The organism is Janthinobacterium sp. SUN118 (assembly GCF_030397695.1).
Classification (GTDB): domain Bacteria; phylum Pseudomonadota; class Gammaproteobacteria; order Burkholderiales; family Burkholderiaceae_D; genus Janthinobacterium.
The window spans coordinates 106,364-130,605 of sequence record NZ_JAPUBV010000004.1 but is presented as its reverse complement, the minus strand read 5'-3'; the positions used below and the strand labels follow the sequence as shown (position 1 = coordinate 130,605).

Genomic DNA, 24,242 nt, shown 5'->3' with positions numbered 1-24,242 from the left:
TGCGCGGTGCCGGTGCTGCCGGGCGAGAAGATAGAGTGCGGCATGCTGAGCGTGCCCGAGCACCGGGGCAAGGCCGATAGCCGCGCCATCGCCTTGCCCGTCATGATTTTCCGTAGCAGTGCGGCCGCGCCCGCAGCCGATCCCGTCGTGTATCTGCCCGGCGGGCCAGGCCTGAGCAGCATCGACGGGCGCACCAGCGGCAAGGGCAATCCGTTTTTGCTGGAACGCGACCAGATACTGCTCGAAGGACGCGGCAACAAGTTCGCCCAGCCTTCATTGGCCTGTCCCGAATTGAACGTGCTACGGGCGGCGGATGCGGCGCCTGCCGCGCAGACGCAGGCGGTCGAGCGCTGCCGCGCCGTCCTGGCGGCCTCCGGCATCGACCTCGATGGCTACACGTCGGCGGAATCGGCGGACGACCTCGACGACCTGCGCCGCCTGCTCGGCATCGCACAGTGGAATGTGATCGGCTTTTCGTACGGCACCCGCCTGGCCCAGGCGGTGCTGGCGCGCCATCCCGAGGGCGTGCGCAGCGTGGTGCTCGACTCCGTGCTGCCGGCCGACATCAACTACGATGAAATGGCCGCGGCGCCGCTGCAGCGCGCCATCGACCTGGTCCTCGACGGCTGCGCGACGGAGCCCGCGTGCGACGCGCGCTACCCGGACCTGCGCGGACGCCTGGTGGCGCTGCTTGCGCGCGCCGACCGCGACGGCATCGCGGCGCCGGGGCGCGTGCTGCGCCGGCGCGACATCGTCCATGCCCTGGCCGAGGGATTGCAGCAGCCGGCGCTGATTCCCACCTTGCCCCGCCTGATCGGCGAAGCGGCGCAAGGCCGCCCGCAAGGCCTGCTGCCATTGCTGCGCAGCGCGCCTTCCAGCTTCAACTGGGGGCTGCGCCTGTCGATCTGGTGTGGCGAGGAAATGCCGTTTGAACAGCCCGGGCGCATGGCCGCGCAGGTATCGCCGGCCTTGGGGCTGGGCGGTGTGGATAGCCGCACGGCGACGCCCGACATGTGCGGCGCCTGGCGCGTCGCAGCGGCCGCGGCGCAGGCAAACGATGCCGTGAAAAGCGAGGTGCCGGTGCTGATCCTGGCCGGCGAATTCGATCCAGTGACGCCGCCCGCGTGGGGACGGCGCCTGCTGCGCACGATGCCCAATGCGCGCTTCGTGCAGATTCCGGGACAGGCGCATGGCGCCATGTTCAACCGCTGCGGCGGGCAGCTGACGCTGGCCTTCCTGCGCGACCCGCGCGCGCCCCTGAACCTAGACTGCGTGGCCAGGATGCAGGGGCTGGTGTTTTCCGGCGACTAGCGCGCAAAGTAGAGCGCATGCAGGTGCTCGAGATCGACCTCGGACGCCGCCTGCGACAGCGCCACTTTCCCGCTTTGCATCAGGTAGACGTGGTCGGCCACGCCCACGGCGCGCGCCGTATTCTGCTCGACGAGGATGATGGTGCGACGGCCGTCGTTCAGGCGCGCGAGGATCTCGAACAGTTCGTTGACCACCAGCGGCGCCAGGCCCAGCGACGGCTCGTCGATGATCAGCAGCGACGGGTCCGACATCAGCCCGCGCGCCATCGCCAGCATCTGCGCCTCGCCGCCCGACAGCGAGCCTGCCAGCTGCCGGCGCCGCTCGTGCAGGCGCGGAAACATGGCGTAGGCTTCGGCCAGGCGTGCCGGCATGTGGCTGCGGTGCTCCTTCGGGAAGGCGCCCATGATCAGGTTTTCTTCCACGCTCATGTCGCGAAACGTCATGCGCCCCTCGGGGATCATGGTGACCCTGGCATCGCTCATCTTCCACGTCGGCGTGCCGTTGATGGCCACGCCGTCGAGCGCGATGCGGCCGGCGCCCAGCGGCAGCAGGCCCATGATGGCGCGCAGCAGGGTGGTCTTGCCGGCCCCGTTCGGGCCGATGATGGTGGTCAGCTTGCCCTTCTGAATGTTCAGGGAGACATCCCACAGCACATTGATGGCGCCATAGCCGGCGCGCAGGTTCTCTATCTTCAGCGTCGTTTCAAGCATGAACTGCTCCCGTGTAGCTTTCGATGACGGCGGGGTCGCGGAAGACGGCGTCCGGCGTGCCGTCGGCGATCAGCTGGCCGAAATTGAGCACGGCCACGCGCTGGCACAGATTGCTGATGGTTTCGATATCGTGCTCGATCATGACGATGCCGACGCCAAACTGCGCGTGCAAGTCCTTCAGCATGCCCATGAAGCGGCGCTTGCCGTTCGTTTCCAGCCCGGCCAGCACTTCGTCGAGCAGCAGCAGCTTCGGATTCGTCGCCAGCGCCTTGGCCACTTCCAGCGCCTTGAGCTCCGTCAGCGCCAGTTCGCTGGCCGCGTCGCGACCGGCCTTGCCCGCCAGGCTAGTAAAGTCGAGGATTTCGTCGATCTGGCGCATGTCCACCTTGCCCGTGCCGAAGCGCTGCGCCACGATGAGGTTTTCGCGCACCGTCAGTTCATGCATCGGTTGCGGGATCTGGAAGGTACGGCCCAGCCCCAGGCGCGCGCGCTGGTACATGGGCGTGGCCATGATGTCGCGCCCCTCGAAGCGGATATGGCCGCTGGTGGGGCGCACGAGGCCGGAAATGGCATTGAACAGGGTGGTCTTGCCGGCGCCGTTGGCGCCGACCAGGCCGATCACGTCGTGGCTGCCCACCTTGAGCGTGACGCTGTCGACGGCCGTCAGGCCGCCGAAGCGCACGGACACATTATCGAGTTCAAGCATGCGTTTTCTCCTTCGTTTTGAACGCGTTTTTCAGCCATTTTTGCAGCAGCGGCAGCAGGCCGTTCGGGCTGAAGACGATCATCGCCACCAGCAGCACGCCGAGCACCAGCTGGTGCCCGGTGGGGATCAGCGATTTGAAAATGAGCTGGTCCACCAGGTACACGACGACGGCGCCCAGCACGGGACCGAGGATGGTGCGGTAGCCGCCGAAGATGGCCGCCACGATGGGCAGGGTGACCCACAGGCTGTTGAAGGCGTAGTCGGGCTCGAGGAAGTTGATGTAGTGGGCGTTGAAGGCGCCGAACAGGCCCGCCATGAAGGCCGATACCAGCAGCATCATGCCTTTCAACAGGGTGCTGTTGACGCCGACGACGCGCGTGGCGTCTTCGCTGTCGTGCATGGCGCGCAGGGCGATGCCGTAGTGGCTGGCGCGGATGCGGCTGTAGGCGATGGCGCAGCACACGACCAGGGTCAGCACCACCAGGTAGGCGCCCGTCTTGCTGGCCAGGTCGAAGCCGAAGACGGTGGGCAGGGTAGGAATGTTGTTGATGCCGCCGGCGCCGCCCGTGACGGAACTCCATTCCGTGGCCAGGATGCGGAAGATGTGGGCGTAGGCGAGGATGGCCAGCGCAAAATACGGCCCGCGCAGGCGCAGCACGGGCAGCATGATGATGGCGGCGATGGCCGCGCCCGCGCCGCCCAGCAGCATGGCGGCAAACACGGGCAAGCCCAGTTTCACGGTGACCAGCGCGGAGACATACGCGCCCACGCCGAAGAATGCCGCGTGGCCGAAGCTGACCATGCCACCCAGGTTGCCCAGCAGGGCCCAGGACATCGCCACGCCGCCGATGATCAGGGCCGCCACCACCATGCTCATCACATACTGGTTGGCGCCCAGGAGCAGCGGCACGGCGACGTAGGCGGCCAGCAGCAGGGCCGCCGTGGCCATCAGTGTTGAACGCTTCATCCGCGCCTCCGTTGTGCGCCGAACAGGCCGTTCGGCATGATGAACAGCACCAGCAGGAACAGCACCATGCCCGACAATTCCTGCAGCGCGGAGCTGGCCAGGGTGACGGTCAGCGCCTCGGCCACGCCCAGCAGCACGGCGGCGATCAGCACGCCCGGTATCGAGCCGATGCCGGCCAGTACCGTGATGATGAAGGCTTTCACCGTCAGCGCGCCGCCGTATGCCGGCTGGATCACGCCATAGCTGAACAGGGCCACGCCCGCGAAGGCGGCCAGGATGCCTGCGACCAGAAAAGAGACCAGCTCCGTGCGGCCCGGGTCGATGCCCATCAGCTTGGCCGCGTCGCGGTTGCTGGAGACGGCGCGCACGGCGCGGCCATACCAGCTGGTGGCCAGCCAGCGCCACAGGGCCGCCATCAGCACCAGGCTGACGCCGAAGAAAATCACTTCGCTGCGCATGCTGAAGAAGGGGCCGATCTCGATGCCTTCCTGCAGCCAGCTCGACGAGGTGGAGCGGATGTCGGCCTTCCATACCAGCAGGATGAAATTGGTGAGGATGACGCCGATGCCGTAGGTCAGGATCAGCGAATTGATTTCGCGGTCCTTCTTGATGCGGCTGACGATCAGGTAGACGCCGACGGACGTCAGGCTGACGATCACCAGCGCGATGGGAATGGCGAACATGGGACCCAGGCCCAGGCCCGATTCCACGCTGTAGGCGATGTAGGCGGCCAGCAGCACCAGTTCGCCGTGTGCCAGGTTGATCACTTTCATGGTGCCGAAGACCAGCGCCAGTCCCAGTGCGATCAGGGCGTAGGAGCCGCCCTGCAGCAAGCCCGAATACAGGGCTTGCAAGATTAATTCAGTCATGTCGTCATCCCGTCAGGCGGCCTGGCGCGGCATGTACGCAGCGTGCATGCAGTGCAGGACCGCCGTTCATCGGTGCGCGCCCGGAAGGGCACGCGCGTGTGCAGCGGGAGGCTGCCGCTTACCAGGGCACGGCCGGGTAGGCCAGCTTGCCCGTGGCGTGCTCCTTCGGCCAGACGATCACCACTTTCTTGTCCTGGTGCTGCGCCATGCGGTGCACGAAGTTCTGGTTGTCGCCGTTGGCGGCGAACTGCACCCGGCCGATCAGGGTTTCGCGGTCCGTCTTGCGCATTTCCTCGGCCACGCCGCCTTTCTTGATGGTGCCCTTGTCGGCCGCGCGCGCGATCGCTTCGAACAGCAGCATCGACTGCACGTAGCCGAACTGGCCCAGGTAGTCCGGTTCCTTCTTGTACAGCTGCTTGTAGGCGTCGCTGAACGCCTTGCCGTCGGCCGTCTTGAATTCCGTGGGGAAGGGCAGCAGGGCCGTGCCGAAGACGTTCGGCATCAGGTCGGGGAAGTCGGCCGCCATCTTCGGCGTGGCCAGCGACCACACGCCCACCATGGCCTTGATCTTCGGTTTCAGCACGCGCGCGGCGCGGATGATGCCCACATAGTCGTTTTCATAGCCGACCATGGCCACCACTTCCGATTTGTCCTGCAGCTTGATCTTGTTGATGATGGGCTTGAAGTCCGTGATGGCCGGATCGAACGAGTGCGTCGTCACTTTCACGCCCCTGGCGGCCAGCGCCTTTTCCACGTCCTTCGCCAGGCCCGTGGTGGCGTCCTTGGTCGAATACACGATGGAGACGGATTTCGCGCCCACGTCGGCAAGCATGCCCAGCATGGCTTTTTCGTAGCCGGCCGTGTTATTGATGCGGAAAAAATTCTTGCGTCCGCTGGCCACCAGGCTGTCGTCGACGCCGCCCGAGGTGATGTAGACGAGCCCCAGCTTGTTGGCCGTATCCGAGGCGGGCGAGATATTGTTCGAGCCGTAGCCGCCCGTGATGGCCACGACGCCCTGGCTGGCCAGCTTTTCCACGGCGGCGATGGCCTTGGCCGGCGCCGATTCGTCGTCGACGGTGACGATCTTGACCTTGTGCTTGCCGTTGGTCTTGTTGAATACTTCGGCCGCGACCATGATGCCTTCCTGCATGCCGGCGCCGACGCGCGCCAGGTTGCCCGTCAGGGGAATTTCCGCGCCGACCAGGAATTCGTCGGCGCTGGCCTGCGACAGCCAGGCGCTGGCAACCAGCGCTGCCATGGCGATGCGTGTGTACGTGCGTTTCATCGTGTCTCCTCCGGTGATGTGACTTGGCTTGCCGGCGCCAGGATCGGCGCCGGCAACACTACCCGCCTGGGTTTTATTGTCGGGTTTCTTGCTAACAACTCGAACTCACTGCCTATCTTGCGCCATCTGCCGCAACTGGCCCTTCAAAATCTTGCCCGTGGCGGCGGCCGGCAAGGCTTCCATGACGATGATGGCGGACGGGCACTTGTACGGCGACAGCGTCTGCGCCAGCCAGGCCTGCAGCTCGGCCGCCGTGGTGCTCTGGCGCGGGTCCAGCTCGACATAGGCGACGACGTCCTCGTTGCCGTCGTCCAGGGTGCGTCCCACCACGGCCGACTGGATCACGGACGGATGGGCGTTCAGGGCCGTTTCCACTTCCAGCGGATAGACATTGAAGCCGGAGCGGATGATCAGCTCCTTGGTGCGCCCGACGATGAACAGCGCGCCGTCCGCTTCCTGGCGCGCCATGTCGCCCGTATTAAGCCAGCCGCCGTCGCGCATGGCGGCCGCCGTCATGGCCGGCTCGCGGTAGTAGCCGGCCATGACGTTCGGTCCGCGCATCCACAGTTCGCCTGCCTCGCCCGGCGCCACGTCGACGCCCTCGAAGCTGACCACGCGCACTTCCACGCCCGGTATCGGCGTGCCGACGGAATCGTCGGGGCGCGGCGACTCCAGGCGCGTCTGGCTGATGGTGGGCGAGCTTTCCGTCATGCCGTAGCCATTGTGCAGCGCGGTGCCCAGCAGTTTTTCCACGTCGCGCTTGAGCGACGGCGCCAGCGGCGAGCCGCCCGCATAGGCAAAGCGCAGCCGCGTGGGCAGCGGGGTGTCGGGGCCACCCAGGGTTTGCAGCAGTTTCGCGTACATGGCCGGCACGCCCTGCACGATGGTCAGTGCGTCGTCCTTCAGGGCCGAGAGCAGGCCGTCGACGGAAAAGCGCGGCACCAGGTATAGCGCGGCGCCCGCATACAGGGTGCCCAGGGCCACCGAGGCCAGGCCATACACGTGCGAGATGGGCAGCACGCCATACGCGCGGTCGGAGCTGGTCAGGCCGCGCAGGGTGCTGGAGACGGCGGCGATGAACAGCAGGTTGCGGTGCGTCAGCATCACGCCCTTGGCCTGGCCCGTCGTGCCCGTGGTGTAGATCAGCGCCGCCACTTGCCCGTTGCCGGGCACGCAGGCTTCGGCGATGCTGGCTTCATTCAGTCCGCCCGCCAGCAGCTCGCCCATGGCGTCGACCGTGACAGTGCTGGCGCCGTGGCGCGCCGCATGCGCGGCCGCCTCCGGCGAGGCGCCGGCCAGGAACAGCATCCTGCGCGCCGTGCAGTGGCCGGCGATGCTGTCGATCTCGCGCGCCGACAGCCGGGCATTGACGTTGACGATCCACGCGTCGATGCTGGCGCAAGCGAAGATCAGCGCCACCTGCAGCACGCAGTTCTCGCCCACCACCATCAGGCGGTCGCCGGGGCGCACGCCGAGCTCGCGCAGCAGCTGCGCGGCGTTGTCCACGCCGTGCCGCAGCTGGGCGTAGCTCCATTGCCGGCCGCCTTCGTGCAGCGCCGGCGCGTCGGGCGTGCGGTCGGCCCAATATGCGGGGATGGCCGACAGGCGCGCCGGCAAGCCGGCCAGCAGTGCGGGAATGTCCATCGCGGTCTCCATTACTTTTGCGCTGCCTTGATCATGTTGCGGGCGATGACGATCTGCTGGATCTGCGTCGTGCCTTCGTAGATGCGGAACAGGCGCACGTCGCGGTAGAAGCGCTCGGCCGCGTATTCGCTGATGTAGCCCGCGCCGCCGTGGATCTGCACGGAGCGGTCGGCCACGCGGCCGCACATTTCGGAGGCGAACAGCTTGCAGCATGACGCTTCCGTCGAGATGTCTTCCCTGTTGTCGCGCCGGCGCGCGGCGTCGAGCACCATGCTGCGGGCTGCGTAAATCTCGGCCTTGCTGTCGGCCAGCATGGCCTGGATCAGCTGGAATTCGGCGATGGGCTGGCCGAACTGCTGGCGTTCCATCGCATACGCCAGGGCGTCGGCCAGCATGCGTTCGGCCGCGCCCACGCAGACGGCGGCGATGTGCAAACGGCCCTTGTCGAGCACTTTCATGGCCGTCTTGAAACCCACGCCTTCCTTGCCGCCGATGAGATTCGCGGCCGGCACGCGGCAGTTTTCAAAGATGACGTCGCAGGTATGCGCGCCTTGCTGGCCCATTTTCCTGTCGATCTTGCCCAGCGAGAGGCCCGGCGTATCCTTTTCCACGATGAAGGCGGAAATGGCCGAGGCGCCGCGCTTGACGGGGTCCGTGCGCGCCATCACGGTAAAGATGCTCGCCTCGGGGGCGTTGGTGATGTAGCGCTTGCTGCCGTTGAGGATGTAATGGTCGCCATCGCGCACGGCCGTCGTGCGCAGCGAGGCCGCATCGGAACCGGACCCCGCTTCCGTCAGCGCGAACGAACCGATGATCTCGCCGGCCGCCAGCTTGGGCAGGTAATGCTGTTTCTGCGCTTCCGTACCGTCGATCACGATGCCTTGCGAACCGATGCCGTTGTTCGTGCCGATCAGCGAACGGAAGGCCGGCGAGGTGCGGGCGATCTCGAAGGCCACGCGCACTTCCTCTTCCATGCTCAGTTCCAGGCCGCCATAGGCTTCCGGGATCGACAGGCCGAACAGGCCCAGTTCGCGCATCTGCGCCACGATGGCGGGCGGTATCGTATCCGTTTCGGCCACCAGCGCCTCGTTGGGCACCAGCACTTCGCGCACGAAGCGGGCGATGCTGTCGAGCAGGATGTTCAGGGTTTCTTCGTCGCGTATCATCGGGGTCCTCGGCGCGGTTGTTGGAGCTGTCATTGAGAGGGGCGCGCAGTCTAACCGCGGCCCAGGTTTTTTTCCACTGTTTTGACGAGGGCCACCAGGCGCGGTCCCAGGTCGGATTCGAGTTTTTCGCGCGACAGCAGGAAGGCGGGGCCGCCGCAATTGAAGGCCATCACCTGTTCGCCGTCGGCGCCCAGCATGGGCACGCCCACGGCGTGCACGTCGTTCTGCCATTCGCCGGCCGAGATGCAAAAGCCCCGGTCCTGGTAATCCTTGAAGCCCTGTTCGATGCCTGCCTTGATGCGCGGCCAGCGTTCCGTCTCGTGCGCCCTGGCGTGGTCCATCAGGTAGTCGCGTTCGGCCTGCGGCAGGATGCACAGCAGCGCCTTGCCCATGGCGGTCGTCATCAGCGGAATGCGCGAACCGACATCGAGGCGCAGGGTGACGTTGGCGCTGCTGCGGCAGGTTTCCACATACACCATGCTCAGGCGGTCGCGCGTGCCCAGCGAAACGGAGGCTTGCGCATGTTCGGCCAGTTCTTCCATCAGCGGACGCGCCATCTTGCGCACGTCGAGGTTCGACAGCATGCGGTAGCCGAGGGCCAGCACGCCGGCGCCCAGCTGGTATTTGCCCAGGCTGTCCGAGTAATTGAGGTAGCCCAGCTTGGTGAGCGTGTAGGTCAGGCGCGAGATCGTCGGTTTCGGGATGGCCGTGCGCTTGGCCATGTCCGCGTTCGACAGGAACACTTCGCCGGGGCGGAAGCAGCGCAGCACTTCCAGGCCCCGCGCCAGCGCGTTGACGAACTGGCGGTCCTTGCCTTCCTCGTCGTCGCTGAAGACGATGAGTTCCGGATCCGTTGCGGCTGGCGTATTGCTCATGTTTGCGGTCATTTTTCAGGCTCCCTGGAAACCAGTTTGCCTAGCCGAATCGGACGTGTCAATCGTTTTGTGAAACATTCGTTCGCACAGCGAAATGCTGCGCTGCATGAAAATTGCGGGAAAAATTGACCTGCGCAGGGGTTTTCCGCCTTGTCGCTTGAGCATCGCTATATACGTCTGTATATTGCGCTGTGGGATGACGGCTGCCTGTGGGCGGCTGCTTTTTTGCATATCGCTATATAAGACGATATATAACGAAAAGATGGAAGAATGAACGATGTTGAAACAGCTAATGACGGGTGCCGTAGCGCTGGCGCTGGCACAGATCGCGCAGGCGCAGCAAGCGGCGGGCAAGGACGAGGCGGCGGCGCCATTCGTGCTGGGCACGGTGACGGTGGTGGGCCAGCGCGATGAACTCAGCGCACAGCAGGTGGGATCGCAGGTGAGCCGCGCCGAGATGCGGCGCTTTAACCGCGACAACGTGGGCGACGCCTTGAACCTGCTGTCGGGCGTGTCGCTGTCGACCAATTCGCGCAATGAGAAAACCGTCGCCATCCGCGGTTTCGACGCGCGCCAGGTGCCGCTGTACATCGACGGCATTCCCGTCTACGTGCCGTACGACGGCTATGTCGATTTCAACCGCTTCACGACCAGCGACCTGGCCGCCATCCAGGTGGCCAAGGGTTACAGCTCCGTGGCGTATGGCGCCAACACCCTGGGCGGCGCCATCAACCTGGTGTCGCGCAAGCCCACGGCCCGGATGGAGGGCGATGCCTCCATCGGTTTTGGCTCGGGCAGCGAGCGCCAGATGTCGGCCAACGTCGGCACCAACCAGGGGCTGTGGTATCTGCAGGCCGGCGTGTCGTATATCGACAGCGACGGCTTTCCCATGTCGTCCGATTTCCGTCCCACGGCCACGGAAGACGGCGGCACGCGCAACAATTCCTACCGCAAGGATCATAAACTGTCGTTCAAGGTGGGGCTGACGCCGGGCGGCGCGCAGGCGGGCGACGAATATGCGCTCAGCTACTACAAGCAGCATGGCGAAAAGGGCCAGCCGCCATCGACCAACCCCGTCGGCGCGCGCTACTGGCAATGGCCGTACTGGAACAAGGAAAGCGTGTATTTCGTGTCGCAGACGCGCCTGGGCGACGCCGAACGCCTCAAATTGCGCCTCTACCACGACAGCTACGACAATGAGATCACCTCGTACACGAACGGCAGCTACACGACGCTGAAGACCAGCGGCCAGGGCAGCGTCAGCGGCGGGCGCAGCATCTACAACGACCGCACGAATGGCGGCGCGGTGGAACTCGAATCGTTCCGCCTGGCCGCGCACAGCCTGCGCTTTGTCGCCAGCTACAAGGCGGACGAGCACCAGGAACGCGATGGCAAGGGCGTGCGCACCACCTGGTACAAGGATGCCCTGTGGACCCTGGGTGCGGAAGACAGCATCGCCCTGAATGCGGCGACGTCACTGTCGCTGGGCGTGTCGCGCAACGAGCTGCGCCCCGATACGGTCTACAGCGCCGGCAATGCCTACACCTTGCCGGGCAATCAGGCGGCGACCGACCTGCAGGCGGGCCTGTTCCACAACATGAGTCCCGAGGCGAAGGTGTACGCCACGGTGGCGCGCAAGTCGCGCCTGCCGACCCTGAAGGACCGCTACTCGCAACGCCTGGGCACGTATATCGAAAACCCGGCCTTGCGCGCGGAAGAAGCGCTGAACTATGAGCTGGGCTACCAGGCAAGCGTGCGCGGGTTGGCGTTTGACGCCGCCCTGTTCTACAGCGACGTGAAGGACAAGATCCAGAGCGTGGCGAATGTGGCGGGCGTGCGCGCGCAGATGCAGAACGCGGGCAGGGCGCATATCAGCGGCGTGGAACTGGGCTTGCGCGGCCGCGCCGGCGCCTGGCTGGACTTTGGCGGCAACTACACGTACACGGACATGAAGAACGTCAGCGATCGCACCATCCGCCTGACGGACGTGCCGCGCCACAAGCTGACGGCGCACGCCGTGCTGCACGCGGCGCGCCAGGTCGACGTGGTGGCGATCGCCGAGACGAACAGCGGCCGCTGGGTCTCGAACACCCTCGAACTCGGCGGTTTTACCACCGTCAACCTGAAGGCCGTGTACCGCCCCATGCCGGCCTTGAGCCTGGAAGCGGGCGTGGCGAACCTGGGCGACCGCAATTACGCGCTGTCCGACGGTTTTCCCAGCGCGGGACGCACGTGGCTGGCCAATGCGCAGGTCCAGTTCTGATGTTTTGAATGTTCCATGAAAGGATACGGCATGTTGAAGAAAATACTCGCTGCCTGCACTTCGGCGGCGCTGCTGGCGGCGGCGCCCGCGTGGGCGGACCCGGCGCCAGCGCGCGACAATATGAGCCACGCGCTGGCCGTGACGGGCATGGTGGAAACGCCATTGAACCTGAAGGTGGGGGACCTGCGCCAGCTGCCGCCGGCCAATGGCGGTGAAATCGCCGTCACGCGCCACAATGGCGAGAAGGCCGAAACCATCACCGGCTATCGTGGCGTGCGCCTGCGCGATATCCTCGACAAGGCCGTGCTCGATGCGCCCGGCCACAACGACGTCAAGAAGCTTGCCATCATCGCCACGGCCACCGATGGCTACGCGGTGGTGTTCTCGTGGGGCGAGCTGTATAACGCGCCGGCCGGCGAGGGCGTCATCGTCTATTACGAGAAAAACGGCAAGGCCCTCGACGACAACGATGGCGAGATCGCCCTGATTTCGGCGCAAGACATCCGCACGGGGCCCCGCCACGTGAAATGGCTGAACGGCATCGAGGTGCGCAAGCTGGTGGAGTGATGTCCACCTGGTGGAGAAAAAACGCGCCGTGGAGCTGTCCACGGCGCGTTTTTTATGCCGCCAGCGCCGTTCGCATGGCCGGGCCCGCTACATCGAACAATCCCCGCGCCGCCGGCGTCAAGCCCAGCATGTGGATGGACGCATGGATCATGCCGTCGAGCTGCACGCATGCGGCTGCCACGCCGTCATCGCGCAAGCGCCGCGCATACGCCACGCCCTCGTCATGCAGCGGATCGTATTCGCATACCAGCACGGTCGCCGGCGGCAAGTCCTTCAGCGAGCCAGCCCGCAGCGGCGCCGCATACGGGTTGGCACCATCGGCCGGGTCGTTCAGGTAGGCCGACCAGCAGAAGCGCATGGCGTCCCGCGTCAGCGAATGGCCTTCCGCATAGCGCTGGTACGAGGCCGTGTCGAAGGCGAAGTCGAGCGCCGGGTACAGCAGCAGCTGGTGCGCCAGGGCAGGTCCGGCCTGGTCGCGCGCCATCAGGGCGGCGGCCGCCGCCAGATTGCCGCCCGCGCTGTCGCCGCCCACGGCCAGCCGCTTCGCGTCGATGCCCAGCGCCTGCGCCTTGTCCGCCACCCAGCACAGGGCACGGTAAAAGTCATCGAGCGGCACGGGGAACTTGTGCTCGGGCGCCAGCCGGTAATCGACGGAAAAGATCACGCAGCCGGTGGCATTGGCCAGCGCGCGGCACGGATTGTCGTACAGCTCCAGCGAGCACAGACACCAGCCGCCGCCATGCGCGAAGACGATGGCCGGCAGGGGCTTGCCTGTGTCCGCGCCGGCAGGCACGTAGGCGCGCACGGCCAGTGCGTGTTCGCCGGGCACGATGTAGTCCTTGACGGACGCCACCTCTTCCAGCGGTCCGTGCAGCTGGCGCAAGCCCGTTTCCGTGGCCGCCCGCAGGTCCGCCAGCGAGGCGGGCTGCGGCGCACCGTTCGCCTGCGCCAGGAACGCCGCTATGCGTGGATCGAGGCTCATGCAGGCTCTCCGGCCAGGAAGGGCAGCAGGTGGGCGATGAACGCTTCCGGCTGTTCTTCCATGATGAAGTGGCCGCACTCGGCGACGATGGCGCCTTGCAGAATTTTTGCCTTGCCCTGCATGGTCAGCAGCGGCGCGTCGTTGGTGGCGTGGTCGGCGCCGATGGCCAGCACGGGCATGGACAGGCTCGTTTTCGCCCGGACCAGGTTTTGCCGGATGGTTTCCGGGATCGCCCGGTAGTAGGCGAAGCCGGAGCGCAGCGCGCCTGGCGTGGCGTAGGCGTCCGCATACACGTCGACGGCCACCTTGTCGCGGCGGTATGACCAGCGGTCCAGGATGAAGCGGATGTATTCGCGCTCCTTGCCGGCCGTGAGCATCTCCGGCAAGTCCAGCACCTGGTTGAACATGAAGTGCCACAGGAAGATGTTGTCGGACGGCGCCACGAAGATGGGCGGCGCCGGCGCCAGGCCGGGAATCACGGCTTCCGTCAGCGCCAGTTTCGTCACGGCCTGCGGGAAGTCGCTGGCCAGCGCATAGCCGACCCACATGCCGATGTCGTGGCCGACCACGTCGTACTGGGCATGGCCCAGGGCCAGCATGGCGCGGTGCAGGGTGGCCGCCACGGCGCCCGTGTCGTAGCCGCCGGCCGGGCGGTCGGAGTGGCCGCTGCCTGGCGGGTCGATGGCGATCGCCTGGTAGCCCTGGGCCGCCAGGGCCGCCATCACGTGGCGCCAGGCGTACCAGGTCTGCGGCCAGCCGGGGATCAGCAGCACGGGTTTTCCTTCGCCGGCGATGACGCAATGCAGGCGCTGGCCGTCGATGCGCACGTAGTCGTGGGTGTAGCTGTTGTCATTCTGATGCATGGCAAGTCCTTGTATTTATTCAGTTGATTAGTTGTGCTGGATGCCCAGCAGGGTATTGATCTGTTGCGCGCTGACGGGGGCGCCGGCGAAGTCGTCGAAGATCTTGTCGGTCACGGGAATGATGTGGGCATTGATGAAGGCCACGCCTTCACGCGCGCCCACTTCCTGGTCCTTCAGGCAGCATTCCCATTCCAGCGTGGCCCAGCCCGCGTAGTCGTTCTGCGCCATCTTCGAGAAAATGGCCTTGAAGTCGACCTGGCCGTCGCCCAGCGAACGGAAGCGCCCGGCGCGGTTTTCCCACGACTGGTAGCCGCCGTAGATGCCTTGCCGTCCTGTCGGATTGAATTCCGCATCCTTCACATGGAACATGCGGATGTGGTCCTTGTAGATGTCGATGAATTCCAGGTAGTTCAGCTGCTGCAGCACGAAGTGGCTCGGGTCGAACAGCATCTTGCAGCGCGGGTGGCGGCCCACGCGTTCGTAAAACATCTCGAAGCTGATGCCGTCATGCAGGTCTTCGCTCGGGTGGATTTCGTAGCACAGGTTGATGCCCTGTTCCTCGCACACGTCGAGGATGGGCAGCCAGCGGCGCGCCAGCTCGTCGAAGGCCGCCTCGATCAGGCCGGGCGGGCGCTGCGGGAACGGGAACAGGTAGGGCCAGGCGAACGAGCCGGAAAACGTGCCCATGTCCGTCAGGCCCAGGCGCTTCGAGGCCATGGCCGCCAGCTTGACCTGTTCGATGGCCCACTCGGTGCGCGCTGCCGGCTTGCCGTGCAGGTGTGCCGGCGCAAAGCTGTCGCACAGCGCGTCGTAGGCCGGGTGCACGGCCACCAGCTGGCCGAGGATGTGCGTGGTCAGTTCGCTGATGACGAGGCCATGGCTGGCCAGCATGGCAACGAGGTCGTCGCAGTATTGCTGGCTGTGGGCGGCTTGCGCCACGTCGAACAGGCGCGCATCCCAGGCGGGAATCTGCAGGGCCTTGAAGCCCATGCCGGCCGCCCACTCGGCGATGGCGGGCAGGGTGTTGAAAGGCGCCGTATCGGCGGCGAATTGTGCCAGGTGCAGGCTTGGTCCTTGGATGGTTTTCATATCGGCTCCTATTGTTTGTCGATCGACAAAGAATAGGCGAAATTTTCCGCGCGGTCAAGGCCGTGATGCAAAATAAATCGGGAACGCGGTACGCGCCCCAGGCGTTATACTGGCCGCCACTTCGCAAGCAGAGGATCAAGATGGCAGGAAGACCGAGGGAATTTGACCGCGCGCTGGCGCTGGAAAAAGCGCGCGACGCGTTCTGGACGCGCGGTTACGAGGGCGTGTCGATGGCCGACCTGGTGGCGGCGCTGGGCATCGCCTCGGCGCGCATCTATGCGGCGTTCGGCTCGAAGGAGCAGCTGTTCCGCGAAGCCGTGGAGCTGTATGAAACAGGCGAGGGCGCGTTTGCCGTGCATGCGCTGGCCGCCAGCCTGAACGTGCGCGACGCGGTGGCGCGCATGCTGGAAGAAGCGGTGCTGCTATATACGCGCAGCGGCCAGCCGCAAGGCTGCATGGTGGTGACGGCCGCCACCAACACCAGCGCGGACAACGCCGGCATCGCCGACTGGCTGGCGCAGCACCGCCGCGCGCGCACGCAAGCCGTCATCGAGCGCTTGCGCGCGGCGCAGCTGGCGGGGGAATTGAAAGAGGAGGCGGACGTGCAGGCGCTGGGCGATTATTACGCGGCGCTGCTGCATGGCTTGTCGGTGCAGGCGCGCGACGGCATTCCCGCCGAGCGCCTGCTGGCGCTGATTGCGCCGGCCATGGCGCCGCTGGCGCTGGAAATGAAAAACCAGACTATCTTGCCGATAGTCGCAGTATCTACGTCTTGACGTCGATCAGGCTGCCCAGCGCCTGGTCGGCCGCCTTGACGACATTCGCCGATAGATTGAAACCGGCCTTGTAGACGAGGTTATCCGTCAGTTCGGACGCCAGGCCGACGCCGTTCGGCCGGCTTTCCGCAGCCTTGGCCGCGTTGGCATTGGCGCCGCTGACGCTTTCGCCGGCGGCCAGCTTGCGCCCCTCGACGGAGAGGGTGACGCCCGTGCCGGCCGGGCTGGCTTCCTGGAAGCGGGCTTCCTGCGGCTGGAAGCCTGGCGTATTCGCATTCGCGACATTATGGGCGGCCACGTCCAGCGCGCGCTGGTTGGCGGTCAGCCCCGAGGTGCCGGTGGTGAGGGCGGATATGGACATGGCGACTCCTTCAGAATACCGCCAGTTTACTCCCGTATCGGGTAAAAATGGTTGGCGCAAGGCAACAATTCGCCGGCGGTTTGATTCCGGCGAAAAATAGTTATCTGACGTAACTTTTTGATCTTGTTCTGTGGCATGGCGCTGCCTAGACTGGCCGGGTAGTCATCCATGGAGTGCGTCATTTTCCGCCCTGTCCGCCACTTGCTCCCGAGTTTGCTGCTCGGCTTGTCTTGCCTGTCCCTGCACGCCCAGGCTTCCACGCTGCCATTGCCGCTCGACGCCCGCTTGAACGAGCAGGTCATCCTGGTGCCGGCCGGCGACGGCAGGCGCGAGGCGCTGCAAACGACGCTGTTCCGCCCGTCCGGTCCCGGCCCGTTTCCCCTGTTGCTGATGAACCATGGCAAGTCGGCGGGGCCGGCGCGGCTGCAGCAGCGCGAGCGCTTCATTTACATGGCCACGGAATTCGTGCGCCGCGGCTATGCCGTCATGCTGCCCATGCGCGCCGGGTACGCGCAGTCCACGGGGGCGTACCGCGATGCCGGCTGCGACATGCTGGCCAATGCCCAGGGCCAGGCGCGCGACGCGCTCGACGCGCTGGCCTATGCGCGCCGCCAGAGCTGGGTCGACCCCGCGCGCATCGTCGTGGCCGGCCAGTCGTATGGCGGCATGGCGGCGCTGGCGCTGGCGACACGGGCGCTGCCCGGCGTGCGCGGCGTGCTCAATTTTGCCGGCGGCCTGCGCGTCGATGCGCCCGGCTGCGACTGGCCTTCGGCGCTGGCCAGGGCCTTTGCCACGCTGGGCGCCTACAGCCGCATTCCCAGCCTGTGGCTGTACGGCGCGAACGACTCCTATTTCGGGCCGGCGCTGGCGCGGCGCCTGTTCAACTCGTATCGCGGTTCGGGCGGCAAGGGGGAACTGGTCGCGTATGGGCCGTTCAAGCGCGATGCCCACCTGACCCTGGGCAGCCGCGATGGCGTGGCCGTGTGGCTGCCGGCCACCGAGCGCTTCCTGCAAAAGATCGGCATGCCGGTGCGGCAAGTGTACGCCGTGGCCGATCCGCCGCCGCCTTGCGAGACGCATTTCGCGCCGTTCGATGATATCGCCGCCGTGCCCTACCTGGCCGAGCCGGGCCGCGCCGCCTACCGCGTCTTCCTTGACAACACGGCGCCGCGCGCCTTTGCCGTTTCGGCCAGCGGCGCCTGGGGCTGGGCGGCGGAGGGCGAAAGTCCCGATGTGCGCGCGCTGGCGTCGTGCCAGCAGCGCAGCAGCGCGCCGTGCCAGCTGTATTCGGTCGATGAAAGCGTCGTCTGGACGGGAAACCGTAGTGGCGCGAGCGCCGCCGGCGGCGCGGAATAGGCGGGCGCGCACGATAGTTGTCGCCGAAACGGGCGGCGGGCGAATATACTAGGCGAAAAGGGAGGCGTTGCGCTTCCCGTCCGCCCTTATCATCAAGCGAGAATTCACCCTTATGGCGTCATCCCCAGAAAACCTCAGCATGGCCGTGTTTTGCGACTTCGAGAACGTCGCGCTCGGCGTGCGAGATGCAAATTACGAAAAATTCGATATCAAACCGATCCTGGAACGCTTGTTGCTCAAGGGTAGCATCGTCGTCAAGAAGGCGTATTGCGACTGGGACCGCTATAAAAGCTTCAAGGGCACCATGCACGAAGCGAACTTCGAGCTGATCGAAATTCCCCATGTGCGCCAGTCCGGCAAGAATTCGGCCGACATCCGCCTGGTGGTCGATGCGCTGGACCTGTGCTACACCAAGGCGCACGTCAACACCTTCGTCATCATCAGCGGCGATTCCGATTTTTCGCCGCTGGTGTCGAAGCTGCGCGAAAACGCCAAGCAGGTGATCGGCGTGGGCGTCAAGCAGTCGACTTCCGACCTGCTGGTGGCCAACTGCGACGAATTCATTTTCTACGACGACCTGGTGCGCGAAAGCCGCCGCACGGCCGCCAAGCGCGACGCGCGCGAAACGCCGGCCGCCAAGCGCTCGCCGGACGAGGAAGTGCGCCGCAAGGAAAAATACGAGTCGCGCAAGACGGAAGCGATCGAGATGGCCGTCGAGACCTTCGACGCGCTCGTTTCCGAGCGCGGCGACAGCGGCAAGATCTGGGCATCGATGCTGAAAGAGGCGATCAAGCGCCGCAAACCCGATTTCAGCGAGTCGTATTACGGCTTCCGCACCTTCGGCAACCTGCTGGAAGAAGCGCAGACGCGCGGCTTGCTGGAGTTCGGCCGCGACGAGAAATCGGGCGCCTATGTCTACCGCAGCAGCGGCCTGGTTCCGGTAGCGGCGCCGCTCAGCGCGGAGACGGGCAGCGACGCCGCCGTCGCCGGCGAGACGGCCGTGACGGAAGAGGGCAGCCGCGAGGGCGGCAGCCGCCGCGATTCGCGCCGCAATGGCCGTGGCGGCCGCAAGCAGAACGAACATCGCCGCGGCGAAGCCGCGCCACAGGCCTTCGTGCCGGTGGCCGACGCCGAAGCGGTCGTCGTGGAACAGTATGCGCCGGCACCGCAGCCGGACGTGGTGCATGAAGTGGCCGAAGCGGCGGCCGACGAAGGCAATGCCAAGCGCGGTGCGCGCCGCAATGGCCGTGGCGGCCGCAAGAATGGCGATGGCGCCCGCGAAGCGCGCGCCGACGTTGTCGAGGCAGCGCCCGTGCCGGAAGCCGTGCCTGCGCCAGTGGCTGAGCCTGAGCCTGAACCGGTCGTGGAAGCGGTAGCCGAAGCGAAGCCGAAGGCCAAGCCGCGCACGCCGGCCCGCAAGGCGGCAGCGGCGAAAAAGCCGGCCAAGAAGGCGGTAGACGCCGTGGTCGAGGCAGCGCCAGTGCTTGTCGAAGCGGCACCGGTGGAAATCGCCCCCGTGGCCGAAGACAAGCCGGCCAAGGCGCCGCGCAAGACGCCGGCGCGCAAGAAGGCGGAAGCGGCTTGATTGACAGCCCCAAAGCAGGTACCGGGGTCGGACCCTCAGGGGCCGATCCCGGCATTTCTATTGGGTGAAGTTGCTTCACCTGGTCCCCAAGCGTGTACGATGAGCCTGTTTTCAACGGGGCGGGCGGTGGTGCATGTATTACGGTGAACGTTTCAACAGCATTTCCCATACGGTGGGCGCCGCGCTGGCGGCCATCGGCGGCGTCATCCTGATCGTCGTGGCGGCCCGCACGGGCGACCCGTGGAAAATCGTCAGCTGCAGCGTGTATGCGGCCATGCTGCTGACCCTCTACCTCACATCCACCCTGTACCACAGCGTGCGCGGCAAGGCCAAGGCCGTGCTGCAGCGGCTCGACCATTGCGCCATCTACCTGCTCATCGCGGGCACCTACACGCCGTTCATGCTGGTCACCCTGCGCGGGCCGTGGGGCTGGTCGCTGTTCGGCGTCGTGTGGGGGCTGGCGCTGATCGGCATCGTGCAGGAATATGTGTATGCCAGGGGCGCGCGCATCCTCTCGCTGGTGATTTACGTGGCGATGGGCTGGCTGATCGTCATCGGCATCAAGCCCTTGCTGGCCGCGCTGGAATGGGACGGTTTCCTGTGGCTGGTGGCGGGCGGCCTGTGCTACACGGGCGGCATCGCCTTCTACGCCACCGACCACAAGCTGCGCCATGGCCACGGCATCTGGCACCTGTTCGTGCTGGCCGGCAGCAGCTGCCATTTTATCGCCATTTTATTCTACGTAGCCTGACGTTGGCCGTCGCCTTCACTGTTGCCATGATTCCATTATAATGGCGCAATATGTGAAATACAGGCAATAATAAGGCTAGAATGGATATCAATTCCGACGATCTGAAAATCTTCGTCACCGTCATCGACAGCGGCACCCTGAGCGCGGCCGCCGTGCACCTTGGACAAACCACCTCGGGCGTCAGCCGCGCCCTGTCCCGCCTGGAAGACAAGCTGGCGACGTCGCTGCTGACGCGCACCACGCGGCGCATGGAGCTGACGGAAGAGGGCCAGCTGTTCCTGGAAAAGGCGCGCGCCATCCTCGCCTCGATGGAAGACGTGGAAGAGTCGATCCGCATCCGCCGCCAGAAACCGGCCGGCCGCCTGTCCGTGGACGCCGCCTCGCCCTTCATGCTGCATTGCGTGGTGCCGCACGTGGCCGAATTTCGCGCCATGTACCCGGACATCCGCCTGGAACTGACCAGCAACGACCAGATCGCCGACCTGCTCGAGCACCGCACCGATATCGCCATCCGCATCGGCGCCCTGGTCGACTCGACCCTGCATGCGCGTCCGCTCAGTGCCAGCCCCCTGCACGTGCTGGCCACGCCGGCCTACCTGGCGCGTCACGGCACGCCGGCGACGCCGGAAGAGCTGGCCGGCCATGCGCTGCTGGGTTTTGCCCAGTACGAGCTGGGCAACAACTGGCCGCTGCGCCACGCGGCCGGCAACAGCCTGCAGATCGTGCCGGCGCTGGCCGCGTCCAGCGGCGAGACCCTGCGCCAGCTGGCCCTGCACGACCAGGGCATCGTCTGCCTGTCCGACTTCATGACGAAGGACGATATCGCCGCCGGCCGCCTGGTGCAGGTGCTGCAGCCGTACTACACGGGCTACCGGCAGCAGATCCACGCCGTGTACTACCGCAATACGCAGCTGGCGCAGCGCATCAGCTGCTTCCTCGAATTCCTGCAGCAAAAGCTGTAGCCCGGCCATGAAGGAGAACGGCATGCAGTGTCCGACCTGCGACGCGTACGGCGACCTGGTACGCGCAAGGGTCCGGAAAACAGGACAGGAAGTCATCGTCTGCACGGAGTGCGATCTGCTGTGGCCGCATGCGGACCGGCACATCGATGCGGCGCGCGCCACGGATGTGGCCTCGTTCCTGGCGCAAGCGGGCCTGGACGGGGAATGGCAGGAACTCGACATCATCGCCAGGCTGCCGGCAGCGTAGTCCTGGCGCCGCGGGCTAGGGCGCGACGGCCGCTTCTTCCGCCCGCAGCAGCGCTTCCACCTCGTGCGCAGGCAGCGGATGGCTGAAATAAAAGCCTTGCGCCTCGTCGCAGCCGTGGCGGCGCAGGTAGTCGAGCTGTTCGGCCGTCTCCACGCCTTCGGCCACCACGCGCAGCTTCAGGTTGTGCGCCAGGGCGATGATGGAGACGACGATGGCCGCGTCGTCGGCGTCGCTGGCGACGTCGTTGACGAAGCTGCGGTCGATCTTCAGCACGTCGATGGGGAAGGTGCGCAGGTAGGCAAAGCTCGAGTAGCCGGTGCCGAAATCGTCGATCGACAGCTGCACTCCCAGCGCCTTCATGTCGTGCAGCTGGCTGACGGCCAGCGCCACGTCGTGCATGAACAGGCTTTCCGTCAGCTCCAGTTCCAGGCAGGCCGGCGCCAGGCCCGTCTCGGCCAGCACGTCGGCGATCGAGGCCACCAGGTTCGGCTCGTTGAACTGGCGCGCCGACAGGTTCACCGCCAGGCGCAGCCGGCCCAGTCCCGCCGCATGCCAGGCCTGCATCTGCGTGCACGCCTGGCGCATGACCCAGGCGCCGATCGGCACGATCAGGCCCGTATCCTCGGCCAGCGCGATGAAGCGCTGCGGCGCCACCATGCCCAGGTCAGGATGCTGCCAGCGCAGCAGCGCTTCGAGGCCGACGATGCGGCCGCTGGCCAGGTCCAGCTGCGGCTGGTAATGCAGCACGAACTGCTCCCGTTCGAGGGCGTTGCGCAGCGCCGTCTCGATGCGCAGGCGCTCCAGCGTGGCCTGGTTCATGGCCGGCGTGTAGAACTTGATGTTGTTGCGGCCCTGTTTTTTGGCGCAGTACATGGCGATGTCGGCCTGTTCGATCAGGTTCTGCGTCTCGCCATTCAAGGTCACGTCGCCGGGCATGTCGTAGACGGCCACGCCGATGCTGCAGGTGACGAAAAACTCCTTGCCGTCGAGCATGACCGGCTGCGCCACGGCATCCATCACGCGCTGCACGATGGCGCTGCTGAGGGTTTCGTCGGCCTGCTCGCACAGGATGGTGACGAATTCATCGCCGGACAGGCGCGCCACGGTATCGCTTTCGCGCAGGCTGGCCTGCAGGCGCGCGGCGATGGTTTTCAGCAGCAGGTCGCCGGCCTTGTGGCCCAGGCTGTCGTTGACGAACTTGAACCGGTCGAGGTCGATCAACAGCACCCACAGCGCGCGGTTCTTGCGGCGCGACAGGGCCATGGCTTGCGCCAGGCGGTCGCGCAGCAGGGCGCGGTTGGGCAGGCCCGTGAGCACGTCGTGGTGGGCGATATGCTGGATTTGCTGCTCGGCCAGCTTGCGTTCCGTGATTTCCGAGCCCGTGCCCCGGTAGCCGCGAAATTCGCCCAGCTCATTGAACAGCGGTTCGCCGTTGATGCTGAACCAGCGCAGCTGGCCATCGCGGTCGTTCATCGCATATTCGAGGTTGAAGAAGGGCAGGTGGGCTTCCAGGTTGGCGATATGCTGCTTGCCCCAGCGTGAATTGCGCATCTCCGGGTTGTTGTCCCAGCGCGTCATGCCGATGAAGCGTTCCAGCGGCATGTTCGACTTGTCCGTGAAACCGCTGGTGATGTGGGTGAAGCAGAAATGGGCATCCTGCTCCCAGTACCAGTCCGAGGACAGGGCCAGCAGGCGGCGGAAGCGCTTTTCGCTTTCCTGCAGCGCCCGCTCGGTACGCTGGCGCGCCCGCACGTCGGCGCTCAGCAGTTCATTGCTGCGCTTGAGGTCGGCGGTGCGCTGCTCGACCAGCAGTTGCACGCGGCGCGAGCGCTGTGTCAGCGTTTGCACGAAGGCGGTCGTCAGCACGCTGAACAGCAATCCCGTGAGCAGGGTGAACAGGGAGCCCAGGTGGTCGGCCAGGAAAGGACGCGGATGGGCTACCACGCGCACATGCCAGGGCCGGCCGGCGGCGGCAAAGGCGCTGTCATAACCGTTGTGGTAGGCGAATTGCAGCCAGCGCGGCAGCGATTCCCAGGCGCTGGCCGGCTGGTCGGTTGTGGCCTTGCCATGCCGGAAGATGATGTGCCGCGGGTCGGCGCCCGCGTCCGCATAGACGCTGATTTCCAGCTGCGGATCGCTCAGCAGGTCGGCGCCGGCGAGGATTTTCTGTACCAGTTCGCTGCCGCGGATGACGGCCGCCGTATCGCCGATCAGCGCCGCGCGCCGCTGCTGTATGGTTTGCAGCGGCATGCCATGGCGGTACACGGGGCGCAGGATGACGAAGCCGCGCTGCGGCCCCTGCGCCAGGGCCAGCAGGCCGGTGGCCGTGGTCTGGCCGCTGATGATGGCCTGTTCCAGCGCGCCGGCCAGCAAGCCGTCCGGGCGCACGTTCAGGCCGAAGGCGGGACGGTTGCCTTCCAGCGGTTCCAGGTAGTCGACCATCAGGTAGCTGGCATGCGCGGCGGCCGGCACGACGGCGCCATTGCGCATTTCCGTCATCGCGTAGTCGGGCACGATGCGCCGCAGGCCGGCCTCGAATTCGGCGCGCTGCGCGTGCGGCACGAAGCGGTGGAAATTGAAGGCCTGGATGAAGGGGTGGCGCTGCAGCAGCGGCGTGGTGAAGTCGTGGAACTGTTCGCGCGTGACGGGCACGATGGCGGCAAACAGCTGGTTGGTGGTGGTCAGCACTTCCACCGCGTCGTCGAGTCCCTGTTCGATGGCGGCCACGCGCGCGCCGGCGCGCTGTTGCAGGCTCAGGCTCATCTTGTCGTATTCGAGCTGGCTGATGGCGGCGAACAGCACGGCCGTCACGCTGGCGCCGCAGGCAAAGGTCAGTGCGGCCGCGGCGGAAATCGAGAATGGCAGGCGGCCACGCAACATGGGGGGATTCCTATTTCACTTCATGGT

General features: G+C 66.0%; 22 protein-coding genes. 9 read left to right on the top strand and 13 right to left on the bottom strand.

Annotated elements, in window-relative coordinates; translation table 11 throughout:
• Positions 1-42 precede the first annotated feature (42 nt).
• Positions 43-1,311 (top strand): alpha/beta hydrolase, encoded by a 1,269-nt coding sequence (locus tag O0880_RS22380; protein ID WP_289888846.1) that lies wholly within the window; start codon positions 43-45, stop codon positions 1,309-1,311.
• Here O0880_RS22380 and O0880_RS22375 read toward each other — a convergent pair.
• The 8 genes from O0880_RS22375 to O0880_RS22340 form a co-directional block, all read right to left on the bottom strand.
• Entirely contained in the window at positions 1,308-2,021 is a 714-nt protein-coding gene (locus tag O0880_RS22375; RefSeq protein WP_289888844.1) for an ABC transporter ATP-binding protein, read from the bottom strand. The genes O0880_RS22380 and O0880_RS22375 overlap by 4 nt on opposite strands.
• Positions 2,014-2,727, bottom strand: coding sequence for an ABC transporter ATP-binding protein (locus O0880_RS22370; protein ID WP_071324252.1), 714 nt, complete (start codon positions 2,725-2,727; stop codon positions 2,014-2,016). Before O0880_RS22370 ends, O0880_RS22375 begins: the two co-directional genes overlap by 8 nt.
• A complete protein-coding gene (locus tag O0880_RS22365) occupies positions 2,720-3,694 on the bottom strand; it encodes a branched-chain amino acid ABC transporter permease (RefSeq protein ID WP_289888842.1) in 975 nt (324 codons plus the stop codon). The genes O0880_RS22370 and O0880_RS22365 overlap by 8 nt, the downstream gene beginning before the upstream one ends.
• Complete coding sequence (locus tag O0880_RS22360) at positions 3,691-4,563, bottom strand: branched-chain amino acid ABC transporter permease (RefSeq protein WP_071324250.1); 873 nt, start codon at positions 4,561-4,563, stop codon at positions 3,691-3,693. The genes O0880_RS22365 and O0880_RS22360 overlap by 4 nt, the downstream gene beginning before the upstream one ends.
• A 118-nt stretch (positions 4,564-4,681) precedes the next feature.
• Positions 4,682-5,848: an ABC transporter substrate-binding protein gene (locus O0880_RS22355; RefSeq protein WP_071324249.1), complete on the bottom strand. Its 1,167-nt coding sequence runs from the start codon at positions 5,846-5,848 to the stop codon at positions 4,682-4,684.
• Positions 5,849-5,953: 105 nt separating this feature from the next.
• Positions 5,954-7,492 carry an AMP-binding protein gene (locus O0880_RS22350; protein WP_289888841.1) on the bottom strand — a complete coding sequence of 513 codons (1,539 nt, stop codon included), beginning with the start codon at positions 7,490-7,492 and terminating at the stop codon, positions 5,954-5,956.
• Between the two features lie 11 nt (positions 7,493-7,503).
• The gene (locus O0880_RS22345; RefSeq protein WP_071324247.1) at positions 7,504-8,658 is read right to left on the bottom strand and encodes an acyl-CoA dehydrogenase family protein; all 1,155 of its coding nucleotides are present in this window, start codon (positions 8,656-8,658) and stop codon (positions 7,504-7,506) included.
• Between the two features lie 50 nt (positions 8,659-8,708).
• On the bottom strand, positions 8,709-9,533 hold the full coding sequence (locus tag O0880_RS22340) for an IclR family transcriptional regulator (protein ID WP_289888840.1): 825 nt from the start codon (positions 9,531-9,533) through the stop codon (positions 8,709-8,711).
• A 277-nt stretch (positions 9,534-9,810) separates the two neighbouring features.
• Here O0880_RS22340 and O0880_RS22335 point away from each other — a divergent pair, with 277 nt between their 5' ends.
• Complete coding sequence (locus O0880_RS22335) at positions 9,811-11,796, top strand: TonB-dependent receptor (protein ID WP_289888839.1); 1,986 nt, start codon at positions 9,811-9,813, stop codon at positions 11,794-11,796.
• A gap of 30 nt (positions 11,797-11,826) precedes the next feature.
• Complete coding sequence (locus O0880_RS22330) at positions 11,827-12,363, top strand: molybdopterin-dependent oxidoreductase (RefSeq protein ID WP_289888838.1); 537 nt, start codon at positions 11,827-11,829, stop codon at positions 12,361-12,363.
• 52 nt (positions 12,364-12,415) lie between these two features.
• Here the strand turns inward: O0880_RS22330 and O0880_RS22325 are convergent, their stop codons facing one another.
• Genes O0880_RS22325 through O0880_RS22315 form a run of 3 tightly spaced genes read right to left on the bottom strand, consistent with a single transcriptional unit; the run spans position 12,416 to position 15,297 of the window.
• Positions 12,416-13,345 carry an alpha/beta hydrolase gene (locus O0880_RS22325; protein ID WP_289888837.1) on the bottom strand — a complete coding sequence of 310 codons (930 nt, stop codon included), beginning with the start codon at positions 13,343-13,345 and terminating at the stop codon, positions 12,416-12,418.
• Positions 13,342-14,208: an alpha/beta hydrolase gene (locus O0880_RS22320; RefSeq protein ID WP_071324244.1), complete on the bottom strand. Its 867-nt coding sequence runs from the start codon at positions 14,206-14,208 to the stop codon at positions 13,342-13,344. The genes O0880_RS22325 and O0880_RS22320 overlap by 4 nt, the downstream gene beginning before the upstream one ends.
• 27 nt (positions 14,209-14,235) lie before the next feature.
• The gene (locus O0880_RS22315) at positions 14,236-15,297 is read right to left on the bottom strand and encodes a sugar phosphate isomerase/epimerase (RefSeq protein ID WP_071324243.1); all 1,062 of its coding nucleotides are present in this window, start codon (positions 15,295-15,297) and stop codon (positions 14,236-14,238) included.
• A 140-nt stretch (positions 15,298-15,437) separates the two neighbouring features.
• Here O0880_RS22315 and O0880_RS22310 point away from each other — a divergent pair, with 140 nt between their 5' ends.
• Positions 15,438-16,073, top strand: a complete 636-nt coding sequence (locus tag O0880_RS22310) for a TetR/AcrR family transcriptional regulator (RefSeq protein ID WP_289888836.1) — start codon at positions 15,438-15,440, stop codon at positions 16,071-16,073.
• Here O0880_RS22310 and O0880_RS22305 read toward each other — a convergent pair.
• The gene (locus tag O0880_RS22305; protein ID WP_071324241.1) at positions 16,063-16,434 is read right to left on the bottom strand and encodes a flagellar basal body protein; all 372 of its coding nucleotides are present in this window, start codon (positions 16,432-16,434) and stop codon (positions 16,063-16,065) included. The two genes, O0880_RS22310 and O0880_RS22305, sit on opposite strands and share 11 nt — an antisense overlap.
• A gap of 201 nt (positions 16,435-16,635) precedes the next feature.
• Between O0880_RS22305 and O0880_RS22300 the strand changes: the two genes are divergently transcribed.
• The 5 genes from O0880_RS22300 to O0880_RS22280 all read left to right on the top strand — a co-directional run bounded on the left by O0880_RS22300 (position 16,636) and on the right by O0880_RS22280 (position 21,335).
• A complete protein-coding gene (locus O0880_RS22300; RefSeq protein WP_289888835.1) occupies positions 16,636-17,790 on the top strand; it encodes a CocE/NonD family hydrolase in 1,155 nt (384 codons plus the stop codon).
• 112 nt (positions 17,791-17,902) lie between these two features.
• Positions 17,903-19,375, top strand: coding sequence for an NYN domain-containing protein (locus O0880_RS22295; RefSeq protein ID WP_289888834.1), 1,473 nt, complete (start codon positions 17,903-17,905; stop codon positions 19,373-19,375).
• A gap of 133 nt (positions 19,376-19,508) precedes the next feature.
• On the top strand, positions 19,509-20,126 hold the full coding sequence (locus O0880_RS22290) for a hemolysin III family protein (protein WP_071324238.1): 618 nt from the start codon (positions 19,509-19,511) through the stop codon (positions 20,124-20,126).
• Between the two features lie 80 nt (positions 20,127-20,206).
• Positions 20,207-21,088: a LysR family transcriptional regulator gene (locus O0880_RS22285; protein ID WP_071324237.1), complete on the top strand. Its 882-nt coding sequence runs from the start codon at positions 20,207-20,209 to the stop codon at positions 21,086-21,088.
• Between the two features lie 22 nt (positions 21,089-21,110).
• Positions 21,111-21,335 carry a hypothetical protein gene (locus tag O0880_RS22280; protein WP_156894880.1) on the top strand — a complete coding sequence of 75 codons (225 nt, stop codon included), beginning with the start codon at positions 21,111-21,113 and terminating at the stop codon, positions 21,333-21,335.
• Positions 21,336-21,350: 15 nt separating this feature from the next.
• On the opposite strand, the gene O0880_RS22275 is transcribed toward O0880_RS22280, so the two are convergent.
• A complete protein-coding gene (locus O0880_RS22275) occupies positions 21,351-24,215 on the bottom strand; it encodes an EAL domain-containing protein (RefSeq protein ID WP_289888829.1) in 2,865 nt (954 codons plus the stop codon).
• Positions 24,216-24,242: the final 27 nt, after the last annotated feature.

Coding starts and splice junctions, on each gene's coding strand:
- O0880_RS22380 (WP_289888846.1), top strand. CDS start 43: ATGCTGAGCGTGCCCGAGCACCGGGGCAAGGCCGATAGCCGCGCCATC.
- O0880_RS22375 (WP_289888844.1), bottom strand. CDS start 2,021: ATGCTTGAAACGACGCTGAAGATAGAGAACCTGCGCGCCGGCTATGGC.
- O0880_RS22370 (WP_071324252.1), bottom strand. CDS start 2,727: ATGCTTGAACTCGATAATGTGTCCGTGCGCTTCGGCGGCCTGACGGCC.
- O0880_RS22365 (WP_289888842.1), bottom strand. CDS start 3,694: ATGAAGCGTTCAACACTGATGGCCACGGCGGCCCTGCTGCTGGCCGCC.
- O0880_RS22360 (WP_071324250.1), bottom strand. CDS start 4,563: ATGACTGAATTAATCTTGCAAGCCCTGTATTCGGGCTTGCTGCAGGGC.
- O0880_RS22355 (WP_071324249.1), bottom strand. CDS start 5,848: ATGAAACGCACGTACACACGCATCGCCATGGCAGCGCTGGTTGCCAGC.
- O0880_RS22350 (WP_289888841.1), bottom strand. CDS start 7,492: ATGGACATTCCCGCACTGCTGGCCGGCTTGCCGGCGCGCCTGTCGGCC.
- O0880_RS22345 (WP_071324247.1), bottom strand. CDS start 8,658: ATGATACGCGACGAAGAAACCCTGAACATCCTGCTCGACAGCATCGCC.
- O0880_RS22340 (WP_289888840.1), bottom strand. CDS start 9,533: ATGAGCAATACGCCAGCCGCAACGGATCCGGAACTCATCGTCTTCAGC.
- O0880_RS22335 (WP_289888839.1), top strand. CDS start 9,811: ATGTTGAAACAGCTAATGACGGGTGCCGTAGCGCTGGCGCTGGCACAG.
- O0880_RS22330 (WP_289888838.1), top strand. CDS start 11,827: ATGTTGAAGAAAATACTCGCTGCCTGCACTTCGGCGGCGCTGCTGGCG.
- O0880_RS22325 (WP_289888837.1), bottom strand. CDS start 13,345: ATGAGCCTCGATCCACGCATAGCGGCGTTCCTGGCGCAGGCGAACGGT.
- O0880_RS22320 (WP_071324244.1), bottom strand. CDS start 14,208: ATGCATCAGAATGACAACAGCTACACCCACGACTACGTGCGCATCGAC.
- O0880_RS22315 (WP_071324243.1), bottom strand. CDS start 15,297: ATGAAAACCATCCAAGGACCAAGCCTGCACCTGGCACAATTCGCCGCC.
- O0880_RS22310 (WP_289888836.1), top strand. CDS start 15,438: ATGGCAGGAAGACCGAGGGAATTTGACCGCGCGCTGGCGCTGGAAAAA.
- O0880_RS22305 (WP_071324241.1), bottom strand. CDS start 16,434: ATGTCCATATCCGCCCTCACCACCGGCACCTCGGGGCTGACCGCCAAC.
- O0880_RS22295 (WP_289888834.1), top strand. CDS start 17,903: ATGGCGTCATCCCCAGAAAACCTCAGCATGGCCGTGTTTTGCGACTTC.
- O0880_RS22290 (WP_071324238.1), top strand. CDS start 19,509: ATGTATTACGGTGAACGTTTCAACAGCATTTCCCATACGGTGGGCGCC.
- O0880_RS22285 (WP_071324237.1), top strand. CDS start 20,207: ATGGATATCAATTCCGACGATCTGAAAATCTTCGTCACCGTCATCGAC.
- O0880_RS22280 (WP_156894880.1), top strand. CDS start 21,111: ATGCAGTGTCCGACCTGCGACGCGTACGGCGACCTGGTACGCGCAAGG.
- O0880_RS22275 (WP_289888829.1), bottom strand. CDS start 24,215: ATGTTGCGTGGCCGCCTGCCATTCTCGATTTCCGCCGCGGCCGCACTG.